Raw genomic sequence first — 17,782 nt, forward strand, 5'->3', positions numbered from 1 at the left:
ACCGCGTGGCCTGCGCAAGACACCAACCGGAGTGCCAATGGCCCTGCCCCGCATCACATCGCCCCACGCCAAGGGCAGCAACCGTACCCAGCAGGTGATGCTGCAGGTACTGCTGGCCACCGTGCCGGGGATCCTGGCACTGACCTGGCTGTTCGGCTTTGGCACCCTGACCAACCTGCTCTGGGCCAGCGCCTGCGCCCTGGGCTTCGAGGCAGCGATCCTGACCCTGCGCCAGCGCCCCCTGGGTTTCTTTCTCAAGGACTACAGCGCTCTGGTCACCGCGGTGCTGCTGGCCCTGGCCCTGCCTGCCTATTCCCCCTGGTGGTTGACCCTGATCGCCACCGGCTTCGCCATCGTCTTCGGCAAGCAACTGTACGGCGGCCTCGGACAGAACCCGTTCAACCCTGCGATGCTCGGTTATGTGGTGGTGCTGATCTCCTTCCCGGTGGAAATGACCAGCTGGCCGGCGCCGCACTCGGTCGGTCTACTCGATGGCCTGCAGCACATTTTCGGCCTGGCCGCCCTGCCCGATGGCTGGACCCAGGCCACCGCGCTGGATGTCATCAAGATCAACAAGAGCCTGACCATGGACGAACTCTGGGCACAAAACCCGGCGTTTGGCCGCTTCGGCGGCGCAGCAGCTGAAGCGGTCAACCTGGCCTTTCTCGCTGGCGGCCTCTATCTGCTCTACAAGCGCGTGTTCACCTGGCATGCGCCCGTGGGCATGCTCGCCAGCCTGGCCCTCATGAGCCTGCTGTTCTGGCATGGTTCGGGCTCGGATTCCAATGGCTCGCCGCTGTTTCACCTGCTCACCGGCGCGACCATGCTCGGCGCCTTCTTCATTGTCACCGACCCGGTATCCGGCGCCACCAGCAACCGTGGGCGCCTGATTTTCGGTGCCGGCGTCGGCGTGCTGGTCTATGTGATCCGCGCCTGGGGCGGCTACCCGGACGCCGTGGCCTTCGCCGTGCTGCTGATGAACCTGGCCGCGCCGACCATCGACTATTACACGCGACCGCGCACCTACGGTCACCGCAAGCCGACTCGCGGCTTCAATCTGGGAGAATGACCATGACCTTCCCGGAAATCAGCCGCTCGATGCTGAAGAACAGCCTGGTCCTCGGCCTGTTCGCTGTGGCCACGGTCGGCGTGGTGACGCTGGTGCAACTCGCCACCGCCAGGCAGATCGAAGTGGCCCAGCAACAGGCGCAGATGCGCACCCTGACTGAAATCCTTCCGGCGGAGAGCTACGACAACCATCTGCTGGACAACCGCATCGAGGTGCGCGACCCCTTGCTGCTCGGCAGCAAGCTGCCGCAAACCGCCTATATCGCCCTGAAGGAGCAGCAGCCCAGCGCGGTGATCCTTCAGACCACCGCCCCGGACGGTTACAGCGGCACAATCCGCTTGCTGGTTGGCATTCGTGCCGATGGCCACCTGGCTGGTGTGCGCGTGCTCAGTCACCGCGAAACCCCGGGCCTGGGCGACAGGGTCGAGCTGGCGAAAAGCAACTGGATCCTGGGGTTCAATGGCAAATCGCTCAGCGATCCAGATGAGGCCGGCTGGGCGGTGAAGAAGGATCGCGGCGAGTTCGATCAGTTCACCGGCGCCACCATCACCCCGCGCGCAGTGGTCAAAGCGGTGCACAACGCGCTGCTGTATTTCGATCGGCATCGCGCCGAACTGCTGGTCGCCAGCAATACGGGCGCGGCCCGCGATGCCGACCTGCGTGACGAGGCTGAGGCCGATGTCAGCCATTCGCGCACCAGCGAGGGCGACAGCAGCGCCCCGGATGATCGAGGAACCACGCCATGAGCAGCCCCAGCTATCGCGAGATCACCCTTAACGGTCTGTGGAAGAACAACCCGGCGCTGGTTCAGCTGCTCGGTCTCTGCCCGCTGCTCGGGGTCAGCAACTCCACGGTCAACGCCCTGGGCCTGGCCCTGGCCAGTGCGGTGGTACTGATCTGCTCCAACACCGCGGTGTCACTGGTGCGCGGCGTGGTCAACACCGCCGTGCGTCTGCCGGCCTTCGTGATGATCATCGCCGCCCTGACCACCTGCATCGAACTATTGATGCAAGCCTACACCTACGAGCTGTATCAGATCCTCGGCATCTTCATCCCGCTGATCACCACCAACTGCGTGATTCTTGGTCGCGCCGACGGTTTTGCGGCGAAGAACGATCCGGGGCGAGCAGCCTATGACGGCCTGGTGATGGGTATCGGTTTCGGCGGGGTGCTGGTCATGATCGGCGCCGTCCGCGAACTGCTCGGCACCGGCTCGCTGTTCGCCAATATGCACCTGCTGTTCGGCCCCGGCGCCGCCGATTGGCAACTGACCCTGTTAGCCGACTACAAAGGCTTCCTGCTGGCCATTCTGCCCCCAGGCGCCTTCATCGTTCTGGGCCTGCTGATCGCCGGGAAAAACCGCATCGATCAAGTGCTGGCCGAACGGGCCAAAGCAAAGCAGGTTGACGTGCCGGCGCCCAGCCGTCGGGTGCGGGTCACCGGAGTGATCGAGTGAATGCCGCCAAGCGCTACGAAATCTTCCGCCGTCTGCACGAAGACAATCCAGAGCCAAAAACCGAGCTGGCCTACAGTTCGCCTTTCGAACTGCTGATCGCGGTCATCCTCTCGGCCCAAGCCACCGACGTCGGGGTGAACAAGGCCACCGCCAAACTGTTTCCCGTCGCCAACACACCGGAGGCGATCTATGCCCTGGGCGTGGACGGCCTGTCCGAGTACATCAAGACCATAGGTCTGTACAACGGCAAGGCGAAGAACGTCATAGAGACCTGTCGCCTGCTGATCGAACGCCACGGCAGCCAGGTGCCGCAGACGCGCGAAGACCTTGAAGCGCTGCCAGGGGTCGGCCGCAAGACCGCCAACGTGGTGCTCAACACGGCCTTTCGCCAGCTGACCATGGCGGTGGACACGCATATTTTCCGGGTCAGCAACCGCACCGGGATTGCCCCCGGCAAGAATGTGCTCGAGGTGGAAAAGAAGCTGTTGAAGTTCGTGCCCACGGAATTTCTCCTCGATTCACACCACTGGCTGATCCTCCATGGTCGCTATGTTTGCCTGGCGCGCAAGCCACGCTGTGGCAGTTGCCGCATCGAAGACCTGTGCGAATACAAGCACAAAACCTCGGACGATTGAGCTTTCAACAGTTCAACGCCTGACCGATAGAAAAAATCTTTTTTACCCGCCCCGCTTTTGCGGCTATAAGGTGCGCAAATGGCCCTTGTAGCCGGGAGTGAAAAACATGAGCACTGGTAAAGAAGACCTCGAGCTCGACGAAGACTTTGTCGCAGAAGATGCCGACGACGGCGATGCCGATGCCCCTGTTGAGGTTGCCAAAACCAACCTGACCAAACGGCGCGTCATCGACAATTTCCTCGAAGAGCGGCGCTTGCACAAACAACTGGCCGAATACGACTTCGACCTGTAGTTCTCACGCCAATACGAAAAAGCCCCGCAACGATGCGGGGCTTTTTCGTGGTCGAGCGGCCAACTACGCTGCCGGGGCGCGCCAGTAACCGTCAGTCCGCACGCGACGGCGACAGCAACTCGATCTTGTAGCCATCCGGGTCTTCAACGAAGGCCAGGATGCTGCTGCCATGCTTCATCGGCCCCGGCTCGCGGGTGACCTTGCCACCGCGGGCGCGGATGTCTTCGCAAGCCTTGTAGACGTCCGCCACTTCCAGGGCGATATGGCCGTAGCCTGTACCCTGTTCGTAGCTGTCGACGCCCCAGTTATAGGTCAGCTCGATCACGCTGTTATGCGCCTCGTCACCGTAGCCGACGAAGGCCAGGGTGAACTGGCCGTCCGGGTAATCCTTGCGCCGCAGCAGGGTCATGCCCAGCACGTCGGTATAGAAGGCGATGGATTTATCCAGATCGCCAACGCGCAGCATGGTGTGCAGTAGCCTCATTGGGTTTCTCCTTGTCCGCTGCCCGCGCTCACGGGCCTGAAATGCAAACCCCGGCTCTAGGCCGGGGTTTGCGGGGCTTAGGTGCTCAGTCTATCAGAGCAGCTTGCGACCCTTGTTAGCCGCGATGCGCATACGCAGGGCGTTGAGCTTGATGAAGCCGGCCGCGTCCTGCTGATCATAGGCGCCGGCGTCGTCCTCGAAGGTGGCGATATTAGCATCGAACAGCGAGTCATCGGACTTGCGCCCGGTGATGATCACGTTGCCCTTGTACAGCTTCATGCGCACTACGCCGTTCACGTTGGCCTGGGAGGCGTCGATCATCTGTTGCAGCATCAGACGCTCTGGGCTCCACCAGAAACCGTTGTAGATCAGGCTGGCGTATTTGGGCATCAACTCGTCTTTCAGGTGAGCGACTTCTCGGTCGAGGGTGATCGACTCGATGGCGCGGTGGCCCTTGAGCATGATGGTGCCGCCGGGGGTCTCGTAGCAGCCACGCGACTTCATGCCGACGAAGCGGTTCTCGACGATGTCCAGGCGCCCGATGCCGTTCTCGCCGCCGATGCGGTTCAACTCGGCCAATACCGTGGCAGGGGTCATGTCCTTGCCGTCGATGGCGACGATGTCACCGGCGCGGTAGGTCAGCTCGATATAGGTCGCCTTGTCCGGCGCAGCTTCAGGGGACACCGTCCACTTCCACATGTCTTCTTCATGCTCGGCCCAGGTGTCTTCCAGCACGCCGCCTTCATAGGAGATGTGCAGCAGGTTGGCATCCATGGAGTACGGCGACTTCTTCTTGCCGTGACGTTCGATCGGGATTTCGTGCTTGGCGGCGTAGTCCATCAGTTTCTCGCGCGACAGCAGGTCCCACTCGCGCCAAGGAGCAATCACCTTCACACCTGGCTTGAGCGCATAGGCGCCCAGCTCGAAACGCACCTGATCGTTGCCCTTGCCGGTGGCGCCGTGGGAGATGGCATCTGCACCAGTCTCGTTGGCGATTTCGATCAGGCGCTTGGCAATCAGCGGGCGGGCGATGGAGGTACCCAGCAGGTACTCGCCTTCGTAGACGGTGTTGGCGCGGAACATCGGGTAGACGAAGTCGCGGACGAATTCTTCGCGCAGGTCGTCGATGTAGACTTCCTTGACGCCCATGGCCTTGGCCTTGGCGCGGGCCGGCTCGACTTCCTCGCCCTGGCCGAGGTCGGCGGTGAAGGTCACCACTTCACAGTTATAGGTGTCTTGCAGCCACTTGAGGATCACGGAAGTGTCCAGGCCACCGGAATATGCCAGGACTACCTTGTTTACGTCGGCCATGCCAATCAACTCCACGGGGTTGTTCGGGAAACCGGTGATTCTACTGGTCACGCAGGATGATTTACAGCACTGCGACAGTCTGTGACGACGAAGCGGCAAAGCCGGGAATCGGCCCAGCCCACTCGCAGCGATTCAGCCCCCCCTCTGCAGGCAGCGCTACAGCGGGGTCTCAGGCGTTTCATCCGCTTCGGCCACCCGGGCCAACGCTACGCTGACCCGTCGATTTTTCGCGCGATTGGCTTCACTGTTATTCGGCACCAGGGGGTAACGCTCGCCATGAAAGCGCAAGGTGATCTGCTCGGGCGACACGCCATTGGCTTGCAGGTACTCCATCACCGCCAGGGCACGACGCCGCGACAGGTCGCGATTGGTCAGGCGATTACCGCTGTTATCGGCATGGCCATCGAGCTGGATACGATTGACGCTGGGGTCGGCCTTGAGATAGCTCAGAATGACGTCCAGCTCGGCCTTGGCCTGCGGCGCCAAGTCCACGCCGCCACCTGGGAAACCGACACGGGATTGGCGGATCTGTTCGAAATTGACCGGTAGCAGCTTGGCCGTACAGGCCAGGTAATCGTTGTAGGCCTTGCGAAACCTGACCGGCAGCAAGCGCACTTCAAGGCTATCGCCCGCATGCCGGCTGCGATGGCGGATCAATGGGCTACGCCCCTCCAGCAAGCCGCTGAGCAGACGACTGGCCTGTTCCTGAGTGCTGCTGAAAGGCACCTCCCCGTCGCCAACCCTGACCGCCCCCAGGTTGATATCGCCACGCCCCGGCTGCCAAGGGGCGGCGGCCGCCAGCAGCGTTGCCGAGCCGGCGCCCAGCCAGCGCTCAGGTACCTGCAGATTAAAGGTCGCCTGCTCGCCAGCCCGGCGCACGAAGATCCCTGCACCGAAGTCGGTGATCGGCTGGCTCAGGCGGCACTCGAACTGGTCACCGGCAACCGCCCACTCGACCTTTTCCAGGCGGGTCTGGAAGGTGATGGCTAGCGCTGGCTGGCTGGCCAGCAGGCACAATAGGACGAGAGAGGACGAGCGCACGGAAGACTCCAGGAAATACCACGTACCCCCTGACTATCGGTGCCATCGGGCAAAACTTGAGCAGCCGATTGCGCCGGCAGGCGCAAGCAAACCACTGCGGATGTCTTGATTCAGGGTTAAGCAGCTACTGCGCCCGGTTTTCACCACCACAGCCCATTGCACAGAGGCCGCTTTCGGCGTGCCCTGACTGGGCTTTTCCGGTAGCATTCCCTGCACGTTTTGCCCGCCTGGAAACATCCATGACCGACCGCCTCACTTTGCTGCGTCCCGACGACTGGCATATTCACCTGCGCGATGGCGCCGTGCTGGCGCACACTGTTGCCGACGCCGCCCGGACCTTCGCCCGCGCCATCATCATGCCCAATCTGGTGCCGCCGGTACGCAATGCCAGCGAGGCCGATGCCTACCGCCAGCGGATTCTTGCCGCACGCCCGGCAGGCAGTCGTTTCGAGCCGCTGATGGTGCTTTACCTCACCGACCTGAGCAGCCCGGCCGATGTGCGCGCCGCCAAGGCCTCGGGCTTTGTGCATGCGGCCAAACTCTACCCGGCCGGCGCCACCACCAACTCCGATTCCGGCGTAACCAGCATCGACAAGATCTTCCCGACCCTGGAAGCCATGGCCGAAGTCGGCCTGCCGCTGTTGGTACACGGCGAAGTGACGCGCAGCGAGATCGATGTCTTCGATCGCGAGAAGTTCTTTATCGACGAACAACTGAGCCGGGTGGTCGAGCGCTTCCCGACCCTCAAGGTGGTATTCGAACACATCACCACCCGCGATGCGGTCGAATTCGTCAACGCGGCCTCGGCCAACGTCGGTGCCACCATCACCGCCCATCACCTGCTGTACAACCGCAACCACATGCTGGTTGGCGGAATCCGCCCGCACTTCTACTGCCTGCCGATTCTCAAGCGCAACGTGCACCAGGAAGCCTTGCTCGACGCCGCCACCAGCGGTAGCCCGAAGTTCTTCCTCGGCACCGACTCGGCGCCACATGCCCGGCACGCCAAGGAAGCCGCCTGCGGTTGCGCCGGCTGCTACAGCGCCTATGCCGCCATCGAGCTGTATGCCGAAGCGTTCGAGCAGCGCAATGCCCTGGACAAGCTCGAAGCCTTCGCCAGCCAGCATGGTCCCGACTTCTATGGCCTGCCGCGCAACAGCGACACTATCACCCTGGTTCGTCAGGACTGGGTCGTACCTGGCGAATTGCCACTGGGCGAACAAACCGTAATCCCGCTGCGCGCTGGTGAAACACTGCGCTGGCGCCTGCTGGAGGACAACGCGTGAGCGGCGAACATTTCGACACCGAACTGGATCACCCGAATACTGGCAGCGGCTCGCGGCATCCGATGGCGGAACGCTTTCGCGGCTATCTGCCGGTCGTCGTGGACGTGGAGACCGGCGGCTTCAATTGCGCCACCGATGCCCTGCTGGAAATCGCCGCCACCACCATCGGCATGGATGAAAGCGGCTTCCTCTACCCCGAGCACACCCTGTTTTTCCGCGTCGAGCCCTTCGCCGGCGCCAATATCGAGCAGGCAGCCCTGGACTTCACCGGGATCAAGCTCGATCACCCGCTGCGCATGGCCGTCAGCGAAGAACACGCGCTGACCGAGATCTTCCGCAGCCTGCGCAAGTCGCTGAAAGCCAACGGCTGCAAACGAGCGATCCTGGTGGGGCATAACAGCAGCTTCGACCTCGGCTTCCTCAATGCCGCCGTCACGCGCTGCGACATGAAGCGCAACCCCTTCCACCCCTTCTCGAGCTTCGACACCGCCACCCTCGCCGGCCTCGCCTACGGCCAGACCGTACTGGCCAAAGCCTGCCAGGCTGCCGATATCGACTTCGATGGCCGTGAAGCTCACTCGGCACGCTATGACACGGAAAAAACCGCCGAGCTGTTCTGCGGCATCGTCAACCGTTGGAAGGAAATGGGTGGCTGGCACGACTTCGACGACTGACGCCTGCTTGCATCTGCAGGACCACAGCCAGCTGGTTCCTAAAGATCCCACCCACAAAAAAACCGGCCGCGAGCCGGTTTTTTTGTGCGCCGCAGAATACCTTACAGGCTGGCGGCGTTCTCGGTCAGGTACTTGGCTACGCCTTCCGGCGAGGCGACCATGCCTTTGTCGCCTTTGATCCAGTTGGCCGGGCACACTTCGCCATGCTCTTCGGTGAACTGCAGGGCATCGACCAGACGCAACAACTCATCCATGTTGCGGCCCAGCGGCAGGTCATTGACGATCTGCGACCGCACAACGCCATTCAAGTCGATCAGGAACGCGCCGCGGAAGGCCACGCCGTCTTCGGACTCGACGTCGTAGGCCTTGCAGATTTCGTGATTGATGTCGGCCGCCAGGGTGTACTTGACCGGGCCAATGCCGCCCTTTTCTACCGGGGTGTTGCGCCAGGCATTGTGGGTGAAGTGCGAGTCGATCGACACGCCAATTACTTCGACGTTACGTTCCTGGAACTCGGGAATGCGGCGATCCAAAGCGATAAGTTCGGATGGGCAAACGAAGGTGAAATCCAGTGGATAGAAGAACACCAGGCCGTATTTACCCTTGATCGCCGAGGACAGGCTGAAACTATCGACGATTTCGCCATTGCCCAGTACTGCAGCAACATCAAAATCAGGGGCTTTCTTACCGACGAGTACGCTCATTGAATATCTCCTTGAGTCATGGATCGGGTGCGAGCCGAATTCACCTTGAAGCCGCCTGACGACCGCATGATGACAACGCCCGCACCTGCGGGGCCGGCCATCATACACGTCGATTTTCAGCCTCGCCCAGCGCTTTTCTGAGCGGAGGCCCTGGCCGCTTTCCGGGCCTCTCCTCCACCGCTGGCCTGCTGCACCCGACATCGATCGTCAGCCTTGGACAAGAGCTTTGACAAGCATTCTCATTAGCATTAGTATCGAACGCAACCAACCACTGCCCTGCGACGAGTCTTATCCCATGTATGTCTGTCTCTGCGAAGGTGTCACCGACCATCAAATCCGCGACGCAATCTTTGAAGGTTGCTGCAGCTACCGTGATGTGCGCACGACCCTCGGCGTTGCCAGTCAATGCGGTAAATGTGCCTGCCTGGCCAAGCAAGTGGTTCGCGAAACCCTCAGCGAAGTGCAAAGCAGTCAGGCGGCCTTGGCCTGTACAGCGAATTTTGTCGCCGCCTAGGTACTCGATGTAAAACAACCGGGCCACGTGCCCGGTTTTTTATACCCGAAATTCAAGAGCTTAGGCCTTGGGCAGGGAGGACATTAGTCCTTATTGATAGTTATTTATGTTTAGATTTCAGATACTTAGATTTGACAGACGCTATTGCCCGGCCCAAGATTTCCTATCAACTTTCCCAGCAAGGCAGCTCAGACCATGAAAGGCGACAAGAAAGTCATCCAGCATCTGAACAAGGTCCTCGGTAACGAGTTGGTCGCCATCAACCAATACTTCCTGCACGCGCGCATGTATGAAGACTGGGGCCTGAAGAAACTCGGCGAACACGAGTACCACGAGTCCATCGACGAGATGAAGCATGCGGACAAGCTGATCAAGCGCATCCTCTTCCTCGAAGGCCTGCCGAACGTGCAGGATCTCGGCAAACTGCTGATCGGTGAAAACACCAAGGAAATGCTCGAGTGCGACCTGAAGATCGAGCACAAGGCGCATATCGACCTGAAGGCGGCGATTGCCTATTGCGAAAGCATCGGCGACTACGCCAGTCGCGATCTGCTGAAAGAGATCCTCTGCTCGGAAGAAGAACACATCGACTGGCTGGAAACCCAACTGAGCCTGCTCGACGCCGTCGGTTTGCAGAACTACCTGCAGTCGCAGATGAACGACTGATCGCCTATTGCGCGAGATCAACGGGAGCCTAGAGGCTCCCGTTTTTGTTTGCCCTGTCACGGCCAGGCATTCAGGCACAAAAAACCCCGCAATCGCGGGGCTTTTTTTGCCGCAAAACCGACTCAGGCGTCGGTTTTCTGCATGGCGCTCTTGATCAGGGTCTGCAGCTCACCCTTCTCGAACATCTCGGCGACGATGTCGCTGCCACCAACCAGTTCGCCGCCAACCCAGAGCTGCGGGAAGGTCGGCCAGTTGGCGTACTTCGGCAGATTGGCGCGGATTTCCGGGTTCTGCAGGATGTCGACATAGGCGAATTTCTCGCCACAAGCCATTACCGCCTGCGCAGCTTTGGAGGAAAAACCGCACTGCGGCGCGTTCGGCGAGCCTTTCATGTACAGCAGAACGGTATTGTTGGCGATCTGCTCTTTGATGGTTTCGATGATATCCATGGGGCACCTCAGGTCTAAACTTCCCGACTCACGGGTCGGCACGGTGGCGGCATTGTAGCGAAAAGCCGAGCGCAATGCTCGGCCTTGGCTCAACCGACTCCGCCGAGTGGCTACGGAGTCAGGCGGCACAGACCTCGACCGGCACGCCATTGAGCGCAGCATTGCCGGACAAGGCATCGAGCTGGCGCTCATCGGTCAGGTCGTTGGCGCTGGCACCGGGTTGCGCGCTGGCTATGGTCAATTGTACGCCGGGACGTGCATGACCCCAACCGTGGGGCAGACTGACCACACCGGGCATCATCTCGTCGCTGGCGGCGACCTCCACGTCGATGGCGCCGACCCGCGAACGCACGCTGACCAACTGGCCGTCGGCCAAGCCGCGCTGGTGCAGATCCGCCGGATTCATCAACAGTTGATGGCGCGGCTTGCCTTTCACCAGGCGGTGGTAATTGTGCATCCAGGAGTTGTTGCTGCGCACATGGCGACGGCCGATCAGCAGCAGCTGGTCGGCCTCGGGTAGCGGCTGCGCAGCGAAGCGCGGCAGATCGCTCAAGAGCAAGGCCGGTGCGGCCTGGACTTGCTGGTCCGGGGTGCGCAAGCGTGCCGCCAGGCTGGGCTTGAGCGCCCCCAGGTCGATACCGTGTGGATAGTCCAGCAGCGTGGCCAGGGACAGCTGATGCTCGGACTTATCGCCATAGCGGCCCGCACGCAGCCCCATGTCGATAATTTTCGCCGGTTCCATGGTCGGCTTCAGCTCGACGCCGAGCTTGCCGGCGAAGGCCCTGGCCAGGCCGACGAAGATTTCCCAGTCGTGCAGGGTACCGGCCGGCTTTTCCAGCACCGGCAGGTTGAAACGGGCGACGTTGCGCACGGCGAAGCTGTTGAAGGTCATGTCGTAGTGATCATGCTCCAGCGGTCCGGTGGGTGGCAGGATCAGGTCGGCGTAGCGGGTGGTTTCGTTGATATAGGTGTCGATGCTGAGCATGAACTCCAGGCCGTCCAGCGCCTGTTCCAGCTGGCGGCCGTTGGGGGTCGAGAGCACCGGGTTGCCGGCGACCGTGACCAGGGCACGGATCTGCCCCTCGCCCGGGGTCAGCATTTCTTCGGCCAGGGCCGCGACCGGCAGTTCGCCGCTATATTCCGGCAACCCGGAAACGCGGCTGCGCCAGCGGTCGAAGCGGGTGCCGGAACTGCCGGTGGTCAGGTCGATGGCAGCCTCGGTGCACAGCGCCCCGCCCTCGCGGTCGAGGTTGCCGGTGACCAGATTGATCAACTGGATCAGCCAATGGCACAGCGTGCCAAAGGCCTGGGTGGAAACGCCCATGCGGCCGTAGCACACCGCCTTGTCCGCCGCGGCGAAGTCGCGGGCCAACTGGCGAATGATGTCGGCCGGCACACCGCAACGCTCGCTCATGGCTTCGGCGGTGAAGCCGGCGATGGCTGCACGGGCCTCGTCCAGCCCGGTGACCGGCAGATGACTGGTACGCGTCAGGCCTTCCTCGAACAGGGTATTGAGCAGGCCGAACAGCAGCGCGGCATCCTCGCCCGGCCGCACGAACACATGCTGATCGGCAATCGCTGCGGTTTCACTGCGGCGCGGGTCGACCACCACGACTTTGCCGCCGCGCGCCTTGATCGCCTTCAGGCGTTTCTCCACATCGGGCACGGTCATGATGCTGCCGTTGGAGGCCAAAGGATTGCCGCCGAGGATCAGCATGAAGTCGGTGTGGTCGATATCGCAGATCGGCAGCAGGAAACCGTGGCCGTACATCTGCAAACTGACCAGGTGATGGGGCAGTTGATCCACCGAGGTGGCGGAGAAGCGGCTGCGGGTCTTGAGCAGACCGAGGAAGTAGTTGCTGTGGGTCAACAACCCGTAGTTATGCACACTGGGATTGCCCTGATAGCTGGCCACGGCATTGGCACCATGGCGCGCCTGGATATCACTGAGACGCTCGGCAACCAGGGCAAAGGCCTCGTCCCATTCGATCGCCTGCCATTCGCTACCGACTCGGCGCATGGGGTGCCGCAAACGGTCGGGATCGTTCTGGATGTCCTGCAAGGCCACGGCTTTAGGGCAGACATGACCGCGACTGAAGCTGTCCTGGGCATCACCCTTGATCGAACGGATCTGCGTTGAGCCGTCAGCTTGGGTTTCGGTTTCGATGGTCAAGCCGCAGATGGCTTCGCACAGATGGCACGCACGGTGATGGAGGGTCTTGGTCATGGCCTAGCCTCATATTCTTGTTCAATACGACCGCAATGGTCGGCACGAATATGACTATGGCGACTGAGAGGGAACTGCGCCAGCAGCGTTCATCTGATGAATCGGCCGGCATCATGCCGACCGATTCATAGGTGCGAACAACTAGTCCTTAGCGGATAGCGGTCACGGTGCCTTTCTTACCGGTCACTTTTACGTTGACGGTCTTGTAGACAAGGTAATCCTCAACGCTCACTTCGTAACGCGGTGCAACGATCAGATCGGCACCCGAGACATGACGGCCTTGTAAGCAGCTGCGGATTTGGCGGAAGCAACCGGGTCGATACCCAGGGCGAAACCACCCTCGTCACCACCATAGGTCACGCCATCGGCGAACTGAGTGTCGCCACCCAGCTTGATCACATTGAACAGGATGTTCACCGACGATTAACCCGTGATGGTCTCGCCTAGTTTGACATCGGCCTTCAGGTTGGTAGTCACTTCACCATTGAGCTGCGCAGTCGGCTGACTGACGTTCTGGCTGGCACAACCAGTCAACAGGGCGACGGCAGAGAGCGTGGCGATAGTTAGGATGCGTTTCATGCAAGACTCCTGTGCATTACATTCCATGGATAACCCATTGCGGGGACACTGCATTGCCTCGAAAAGGCGCGGGCATCCCAGAAGCCATGCATCTGCCGGGCAAGCACAGATGCCAGAAATATGACCTCTCGCACAGCGAATGAGGTAAACGCTTACACGGCACCGGCTTATCCATGGCCGACAGGACAATTTGCGCCTGCTCGCCATTTCCTTATAAGATCGCGCCTTCCCCGTTTCGTCGCACTGTGCGGCTCCCAGCCGCAGGTTCTGCCGTTTCCACCGTTAAACCCGGCCCTTGAACCTGCGCCCAGCTGTCAAAAGGTAGTTAACCATGAGCGCAAGACACTTTCTCTCGCTGAAGGACTGCACACCGCAAGAACTGGTGAGCCTGATCCGCCGCGGCATGGAGCTTAAGGACTTGCGCAACCGTGGCGTGCTGTTCGAGCCGCTGAAGAACCGCGTGCTGGGGATGATTTTCGAGAAAGCCTCGACCCGGACCCGCCTGTCGTTCGAGGCGGGCATGATCCAGCTTGGCGGGCAGGCGATCTTTTTGTCGCCGCGCGACACCCAGCTTGGCCGTGGCGAACCGATCGGCGATGCGGCCATCGTCATGTCGCGCATGCTCGATGCGGTGATGATCCGCACCTTCGCCCACAGCACCCTGACCGAGTTCGCCGCGAGTTCACGAGTGCCGGTGATCAATGGCTTGTCCGACGACCTGCACCCCTGCCAGCTGCTGGCCGACATGCAGACCTTCCACGAACAGCGCGGCAGCATCAAAGGCAAGACCGTGGCCTGGATCGGCGACGGCAACAACATGTGCAACTCCTATATAGAAGCCGCGCAGCAATTCGACTTCCAACTGCGCATCGCCTGCCCCGAAGGCTATGAGCCGCACCCCCAGTTCCTGGCTCAGGCCGAGGATCGGGTGACGATCTTCCGCGACCCGCGCGAGGCGGTAGCCGGTGCGCACCTGGTAAGCACCGATGTCTGGGCCTCGATGGGCCAGGAGGAAGAAATCGCCGAGCGCCTCAAGTTGTTCACGCCCTATCAGGTCAACCGCGCCCTGCTCGATGCCGCTGCCGAAGACGTGCTATTCCTGCACTGCCTGCCGGCCCACCGCGGCGAAGAGATCAGCGAAGACCTGCTCGACGACCCGCGCTCGGCGGCCTGGGACCAGGCGGAGAACCGCCTGCATGCGCAAAAGGCCCTGCTCGAATTTCTGGTCGAGCCGGCGTATCACCACGCATGAGCACCCCCCTGCTGCTGAACCTGCGTGACTTGAGCTGCGGCTACCCCGAGCACAAGGTGGTGCAGAACCTCCATCTGCACCTCAACGCCGGCGACATCGGCTGCCTGCTCGGCCCGTCAGGCTGCGGCAAGACCACTACCCTGCGCGCCATCGCCGGCTTCGAGCCGGTGCTCGAGGGCGAGATTCAACTGGCCGACGAGGTGATTTCCCGCGCCGGGTTCACCCTGGCGCCGGAGAAGCGCCGAATCGGCATGGTGTTCCAGGACTACGCGCTGTTCCCGCACCTGAGCGTGGCGGAAAACATTGCCTTCGGCATTCGCCAGCAACCCAACTGCGAACGCATCACCGGCGAACTGTTGGAGCTGGTCAAACTCAGCCACCTGAGCAAGCGCTATCCCCACGAGCTGTCCGGCGGCCAGCAACAGCGGGTGGCCCTGGCCCGCGCACTGGCCCCGGAGCCACGCCTGCTGCTGCTCGACGAACCCTTTTCCAACCTCGATGGCGAGTTGCGCCGACGCTTGAGCCATGAGGTTCGCGACATTCTCAAAGCCCGCGGCACCAGTGCGATTCTGGTGACCCATGACCAGGAAGAGGCCTTCGCCGTCAGCGATCATGTCGGCGTCTTTCATGAGGGCCGACTGCAGCAATGGGATACCCCGTACAACCTCTACCACGAACCACTGACTCCCTTCGTCGCCAGCTTCATTGGCCAGGGCTACTTTATTCGCGGCCAGTTGCTCAGCCCGGACACGGTGCAGACCGAACTGGGCCTGATTCGCGGCAATCGCGCCTATACCTGGGCGAGCGGCAGCGCAGTGGATGTGCTGCTGCGCCCGGACGACATCGTCTACGCCCCGGACAGCGAGCTGAAAGCACTGATCGTCGGCAAGACCTTCCTCGGCGCCGCCACCCTCTACCGCCTGCAACTGGCGACCGGCAGCCTGCTGGAATCGCTGTTCCCCAGCCATGCCGACCACCGCCCTGGCGAACACGTCGGCATTCGTGTGGCGGCCGATCACCTGGTGGTGTTCCCCGCCCCCGGCAGCATCGCCGCCCACATTAACCTCGGCGATTCCAGCGTGCGCCGCTTCAGTAGCGCCAGCTGAGTCCAGGCCAGGACGCGCAGGCAGTTCATATAAACCCTGGAGTGCCCCAAATTCGGCGCACTGTCCATCCGCCGGGCGACTTAGGAGCGCAGCGACGACCCGCGGCGAGTGACACCCGCCGCTGGCTCAGGCCGCTAATCCTCGCTCAAGCACAAGCGTCCACTGGCCACCAACAGCGCCTGACCGGCGATCTTGACGCGCTCACCCTCAAGCCGGCAGTGCAACTCGCCGCCCCGGGCCGAGCACTGGTAGGCACTCAGTTCGCTCTTGCCCAAGCGCTCGGCCCAATAAGGCGTGAGCATGCAATGGGTCGAGCCGGTGACCGGGTCTTCATTGATGCCGATTGCCGGGGCAAAGTAGCGCGAGACGAAATCATGCCGTTCGCCTGGCGCCGTGATCAGCACGCCCAAGCCCGGTAACTCGGCCAGGGCTGGCAAGTTCGGCTGGAACGCACGCACCGCCGCTTCCGACGCCAGGATCACCAGCAGTTCCTGGATGCCCTGCTGGCCTTGCAGTGCCAATACCCCGTGCACCGGCATGCCCATGGCCCGCTCGACCTGCACGGTCAACTCACAAGGCTCAGCCCTGCGCAGCGGGAAATCCAGCACCAGCCGGCCCGCCTCCCGACTCACCCGCAGAGCCCCGGACTGGCAGGTAAAGTCGATGCACTCACCCGGCTCGGCATAGCATTCGAACAGCACCTGGGCACTGGCCAGGGTGGCGTGCCCGCACAAGGGCACCTCGGCGAGTGGGGTAAACCAGCGGATATGCCAGGCGGCGCCCTCCTTCACCAGAAACGCGGTTTCCGCCAGGTTGTGCTCCGCGGCGATCTGCTGCATCAGCGCGGTGCTGAGCCAGCTGTCCAGGCGATAGACCATGGCCGGGTTACCGGAAAACGGGCGATTGGTGAAGGCGTCGACCTGATGGAATTCGAGTTGCATGGGTGAAACTCCTGGCATGTGTAAGGCCTAGCATGCCGTGGCCGCCGGCATGGCGCCCGCTACAGTCGCCCCGGATAACGGCATTACAGCTGCACTGTATCAATGCGCAACGAACGGGGACGGTGCGTAACCTGATCGTAAAACGTCATCAAACAATATCTAAATCCATATAAATCATGCACTTGTAAATTATGGCACGCCACCTGCTATGACCAGCCTCGGTCAGCACAACGGCGTGTCTGCCACACATCCGACAACGACGTCACGGTACCCCGCTCATCTTTGAGCCCTGGGCACTGTGGCGTTTTTTTTTGCGATTTTGGCCCATATAGGAAGCATGCCATGCGCCCGATAACTCTCTCTTTTTTGTCCCTGGCCATCGCCAGCAGCACCTTCAGCCACGCCGCTTGTGCCACCCAACCGTTGAGCACCCTGATCACTGAAGGCAAACCGATCCTCGACCTGCGCTACCGCTACGAACACGTTGACCAGGACAACGCCCTGAACAACGCCAACGCCCAGACCCTGCGCACCCGCGTCGGCTTCCAGAGCGGCAAGTGGTACGGCCTCTCCGCCCTGATCGAGGCCGACAACGTCAGCCGTATCGGCGATGCCAGCTACAACAGCACGCGCAACGGCCAGGGCGACTACGCGGTGGTCGCCGACCCGGACGGCAGCGAGGTCAACCAGGCCCTGCTGCGCTATGACCACAGCCTGGGCAGCGCGGTCGTTGGCCGTCAGCGCATCAATCTGGACAACCAGCGCTTCGTCGGCGGCGTCGCCTGGCGGCAGAACGAGCAGACCTATGACGGCGTGCTCGGCCAGCTCAAGCCGCTGGACGGCCTGACCCTGACTTACGCCTACCTCGACAACATCAACAGCATCTTCGGCCCGGGCAACGGCCGCTTCGACACGGCGGCCAGCCCGGCCAATATCGAAGGCCACAGCCATCTGCTGAATGCCCAGTACGTGCTCATGCCCGAGCTGACCGCCACCGCCTACCAGTACCGCCTGGGCCTGGATAACCTGGCGCTGGGCAATCAATCGAGCCAGACCACCGGGGTACGCCTCAATGGCGCCATCTCGGGCGTCAGCT

General features: G+C 61.8%; 18 protein-coding genes and 2 pseudogenes. 12 read left to right on the forward strand and 8 right to left on the reverse strand.

Annotation, left to right across the window (positions count from 1 at the left end):
• Positions 1–37: 37 nt before the first annotated feature.
• The 5 genes from rsxD (at position 38) to LJY18_RS17360 (ending at position 3,452) form a co-directional block, all read left to right on the forward strand.
• The gene (gene rsxD, locus LJY18_RS17340) at positions 38–1,069 is read left to right on the forward strand and encodes an electron transport complex subunit RsxD (RefSeq protein ID WP_238043027.1); all 1,032 of its coding nucleotides are present in this window, start codon (positions 38–40) and stop codon (positions 1,067–1,069) included.
• A gap of 2 nt (positions 1,070–1,071) precedes the next feature.
• Positions 1,072–1,815, forward strand: a complete 744-nt coding sequence (gene rsxG / locus LJY18_RS17345) for an electron transport complex subunit RsxG (RefSeq protein ID WP_238043028.1) — start codon at positions 1,072–1,074, stop codon at positions 1,813–1,815.
• On the forward strand, positions 1,812–2,525 hold the full coding sequence (locus tag LJY18_RS17350; RefSeq protein ID WP_238043029.1) for an electron transport complex subunit E: 714 nt from the start codon (positions 1,812–1,814) through the stop codon (positions 2,523–2,525). Before rsxG ends, LJY18_RS17350 begins: the two co-directional genes overlap by 4 nt.
• Positions 2,522–3,160 carry an endonuclease III gene (gene nth, locus LJY18_RS17355; protein WP_238043030.1) on the forward strand — a complete coding sequence of 213 codons (639 nt, stop codon included), beginning with the start codon at positions 2,522–2,524 and terminating at the stop codon, positions 3,158–3,160. Before LJY18_RS17350 ends, nth begins: the two co-directional genes overlap by 4 nt.
• A gap of 106 nt (positions 3,161–3,266) precedes the next feature.
• Entirely contained in the window at positions 3,267–3,452 is a 186-nt protein-coding gene (locus tag LJY18_RS17360; RefSeq protein ID WP_238043031.1) for a PA3496 family putative envelope integrity protein, read from the forward strand.
• A 91-nt stretch (positions 3,453–3,543) separates the two neighbouring features.
• Here LJY18_RS17360 and gloA read toward each other — a convergent pair whose 3' ends face one another.
• The 3 genes from gloA to LJY18_RS17375 all read right to left on the reverse strand — a co-directional run bounded on the left by gloA (position 3,544) and on the right by LJY18_RS17375 (position 6,288).
• Positions 3,544–3,936: a lactoylglutathione lyase gene (gloA, locus tag LJY18_RS17365; protein ID WP_238043032.1), complete on the reverse strand. Its 393-nt coding sequence runs from the start codon at positions 3,934–3,936 to the stop codon at positions 3,544–3,546.
• A 93-nt stretch (positions 3,937–4,029) separates the two neighbouring features.
• Entirely contained in the window at positions 4,030–5,247 is a 1,218-nt protein-coding gene (locus LJY18_RS17370) for an argininosuccinate synthase (protein WP_238043033.1), read from the reverse strand.
• 156 nt (positions 5,248–5,403) lie between these two features.
• The gene (locus LJY18_RS17375) at positions 5,404–6,288 is read right to left on the reverse strand and encodes a flagellar protein MotY (RefSeq protein ID WP_238043034.1); all 885 of its coding nucleotides are present in this window, start codon (positions 6,286–6,288) and stop codon (positions 5,404–5,406) included.
• A gap of 239 nt (positions 6,289–6,527) precedes the next feature.
• Here LJY18_RS17375 and pyrC point away from each other — a divergent pair, with 239 nt between their 5' ends.
• Both pyrC and rnt read left to right on the forward strand, forming a co-directional pair.
• Positions 6,528–7,574 carry a dihydroorotase gene (gene pyrC / locus LJY18_RS17380; protein WP_238043035.1) on the forward strand — a complete coding sequence of 349 codons (1,047 nt, stop codon included), beginning with the start codon at positions 6,528–6,530 and terminating at the stop codon, positions 7,572–7,574.
• Entirely contained in the window at positions 7,571–8,248 is a 678-nt protein-coding gene (gene rnt, locus LJY18_RS17385) for a ribonuclease T (RefSeq protein WP_238043036.1), read from the forward strand. Before pyrC ends, rnt begins: the two co-directional genes overlap by 4 nt.
• A gap of 101 nt (positions 8,249–8,349) precedes the next feature.
• On the opposite strand, the gene LJY18_RS17390 is transcribed toward rnt, so the two are convergent.
• Positions 8,350–8,952: a peroxiredoxin gene (locus LJY18_RS17390; RefSeq protein WP_238043037.1), complete on the reverse strand. Its 603-nt coding sequence runs from the start codon at positions 8,950–8,952 to the stop codon at positions 8,350–8,352.
• A 295-nt stretch (positions 8,953–9,247) separates the two neighbouring features.
• Between LJY18_RS17390 and LJY18_RS17395 the strand changes: the two genes are divergently transcribed.
• Both LJY18_RS17395 and bfr read left to right on the forward strand, forming a co-directional pair.
• Positions 9,248–9,466 (forward strand): bacterioferritin-associated ferredoxin, encoded by a 219-nt coding sequence (locus tag LJY18_RS17395; RefSeq protein WP_238043038.1) that lies wholly within the window; start codon positions 9,248–9,250, stop codon positions 9,464–9,466.
• Positions 9,467–9,661: 195 nt separating this feature from the next.
• Entirely contained in the window at positions 9,662–10,132 is a 471-nt protein-coding gene (gene bfr, locus LJY18_RS17400) for a bacterioferritin (protein WP_238043039.1), read from the forward strand.
• A 122-nt stretch (positions 10,133–10,254) separates the two neighbouring features.
• On the opposite strand, the gene grxD is transcribed toward bfr, so the two are convergent.
• The 3 genes and pseudogenes from grxD to LJY18_RS17415 all read right to left on the reverse strand — a co-directional run bounded on the left by grxD (position 10,255) and on the right by LJY18_RS17415 (position 13,387).
• Entirely contained in the window at positions 10,255–10,581 is a 327-nt protein-coding gene (gene grxD, locus LJY18_RS17405; RefSeq protein ID WP_172145121.1) for a Grx4 family monothiol glutaredoxin, read from the reverse strand.
• A 118-nt stretch (positions 10,582–10,699) separates the two neighbouring features.
• On the reverse strand, positions 10,700–12,808 hold the full coding sequence (locus LJY18_RS17410; protein ID WP_238043040.1) for a molybdopterin oxidoreductase family protein: 2,109 nt from the start codon (positions 12,806–12,808) through the stop codon (positions 10,700–10,702).
• 148 nt (positions 12,809–12,956) lie between these two features.
• Positions 12,957–13,387: pseudogene (locus LJY18_RS17415) on the reverse strand (hypothetical protein).
• A 331-nt stretch (positions 13,388–13,718) separates the two neighbouring features.
• On the opposite strand from LJY18_RS17415, the gene argF reads away from it, so the two are divergent.
• Together argF and LJY18_RS17425 are read left to right on the forward strand one after the other, a co-directional pair.
• Positions 13,719–14,639, forward strand: coding sequence for an ornithine carbamoyltransferase (argF, locus tag LJY18_RS17420; RefSeq protein WP_238043041.1), 921 nt, complete (start codon positions 13,719–13,721; stop codon positions 14,637–14,639).
• Complete coding sequence (locus LJY18_RS17425) at positions 14,636–15,745, forward strand: ABC transporter ATP-binding protein (protein ID WP_238043042.1); 1,110 nt, start codon at positions 14,636–14,638, stop codon at positions 15,743–15,745. Before argF ends, LJY18_RS17425 begins: the two co-directional genes overlap by 4 nt.
• A 134-nt stretch (positions 15,746–15,879) precedes the next feature.
• Here the strand turns inward: LJY18_RS17425 and LJY18_RS17430 are convergent, their stop codons facing one another.
• On the reverse strand, positions 15,880–16,686 hold the full coding sequence (locus tag LJY18_RS17430) for a PhzF family phenazine biosynthesis protein (RefSeq protein ID WP_238043043.1): 807 nt from the start codon (positions 16,684–16,686) through the stop codon (positions 15,880–15,882).
• A gap of 342 nt (positions 16,687–17,028) precedes the next feature.
• On the opposite strand from LJY18_RS17430, the pseudogene LJY18_RS17435 reads away from it, so the two are divergent.
• Positions 17,029–17,782: pseudogene (locus tag LJY18_RS17435) on the forward strand (alginate export family protein); the annotation flags it as partial.

The sequence above is a fragment of the Pseudomonas sp. MMS21 TM103 genome (assembly GCF_022132145.1).
In the GTDB taxonomy this organism is placed as follows: Bacteria; Pseudomonadota; Gammaproteobacteria; order Pseudomonadales; family Pseudomonadaceae; genus Aquipseudomonas.

What these genes read in the sequence shown, in the direction of transcription:
- rsxD (WP_238043027.1), top strand. Translation starts at nt 38, where the DNA reads ATGGCCCTGCCCCGCATCACATCGCCCCACGCCAAGGGCAGCAACCGT.
- rsxG (WP_238043028.1), top strand. Translation starts at nt 1,072, where the DNA reads ATGACCTTCCCGGAAATCAGCCGCTCGATGCTGAAGAACAGCCTGGTC.
- LJY18_RS17350 (WP_238043029.1), top strand. Translation starts at nt 1,812, where the DNA reads ATGAGCAGCCCCAGCTATCGCGAGATCACCCTTAACGGTCTGTGGAAG.
- LJY18_RS17360 (WP_238043031.1), top strand. Translation starts at nt 3,267, where the DNA reads ATGAGCACTGGTAAAGAAGACCTCGAGCTCGACGAAGACTTTGTCGCA.
- gloA (WP_238043032.1), bottom strand. Translation starts at nt 3,936, where the DNA reads ATGAGGCTACTGCACACCATGCTGCGCGTTGGCGATCTGGATAAATCC.
- LJY18_RS17370 (WP_238043033.1), bottom strand. Translation starts at nt 5,247, where the DNA reads ATGGCCGACGTAAACAAGGTAGTCCTGGCATATTCCGGTGGCCTGGAC.
- pyrC (WP_238043035.1), top strand. Translation starts at nt 6,528, where the DNA reads ATGACCGACCGCCTCACTTTGCTGCGTCCCGACGACTGGCATATTCAC.
- LJY18_RS17390 (WP_238043037.1), bottom strand. Translation starts at nt 8,952, where the DNA reads ATGAGCGTACTCGTCGGTAAGAAAGCCCCTGATTTTGATGTTGCTGCA.
- LJY18_RS17395 (WP_238043038.1), top strand. Translation starts at nt 9,248, where the DNA reads ATGTATGTCTGTCTCTGCGAAGGTGTCACCGACCATCAAATCCGCGAC.
- bfr (WP_238043039.1), top strand. Translation starts at nt 9,662, where the DNA reads ATGAAAGGCGACAAGAAAGTCATCCAGCATCTGAACAAGGTCCTCGGT.
- grxD (WP_172145121.1), bottom strand. Translation starts at nt 10,581, where the DNA reads ATGGATATCATCGAAACCATCAAAGAGCAGATCGCCAACAATACCGTT.
- LJY18_RS17410 (WP_238043040.1), bottom strand. Translation starts at nt 12,808, where the DNA reads ATGACCAAGACCCTCCATCACCGTGCGTGCCATCTGTGCGAAGCCATC.
- argF (WP_238043041.1), top strand. Translation starts at nt 13,719, where the DNA reads ATGAGCGCAAGACACTTTCTCTCGCTGAAGGACTGCACACCGCAAGAA.
- LJY18_RS17425 (WP_238043042.1), top strand. Translation starts at nt 14,636, where the DNA reads ATGAGCACCCCCCTGCTGCTGAACCTGCGTGACTTGAGCTGCGGCTAC.
- LJY18_RS17430 (WP_238043043.1), bottom strand. Translation starts at nt 16,686, where the DNA reads ATGCAACTCGAATTCCATCAGGTCGACGCCTTCACCAATCGCCCGTTT.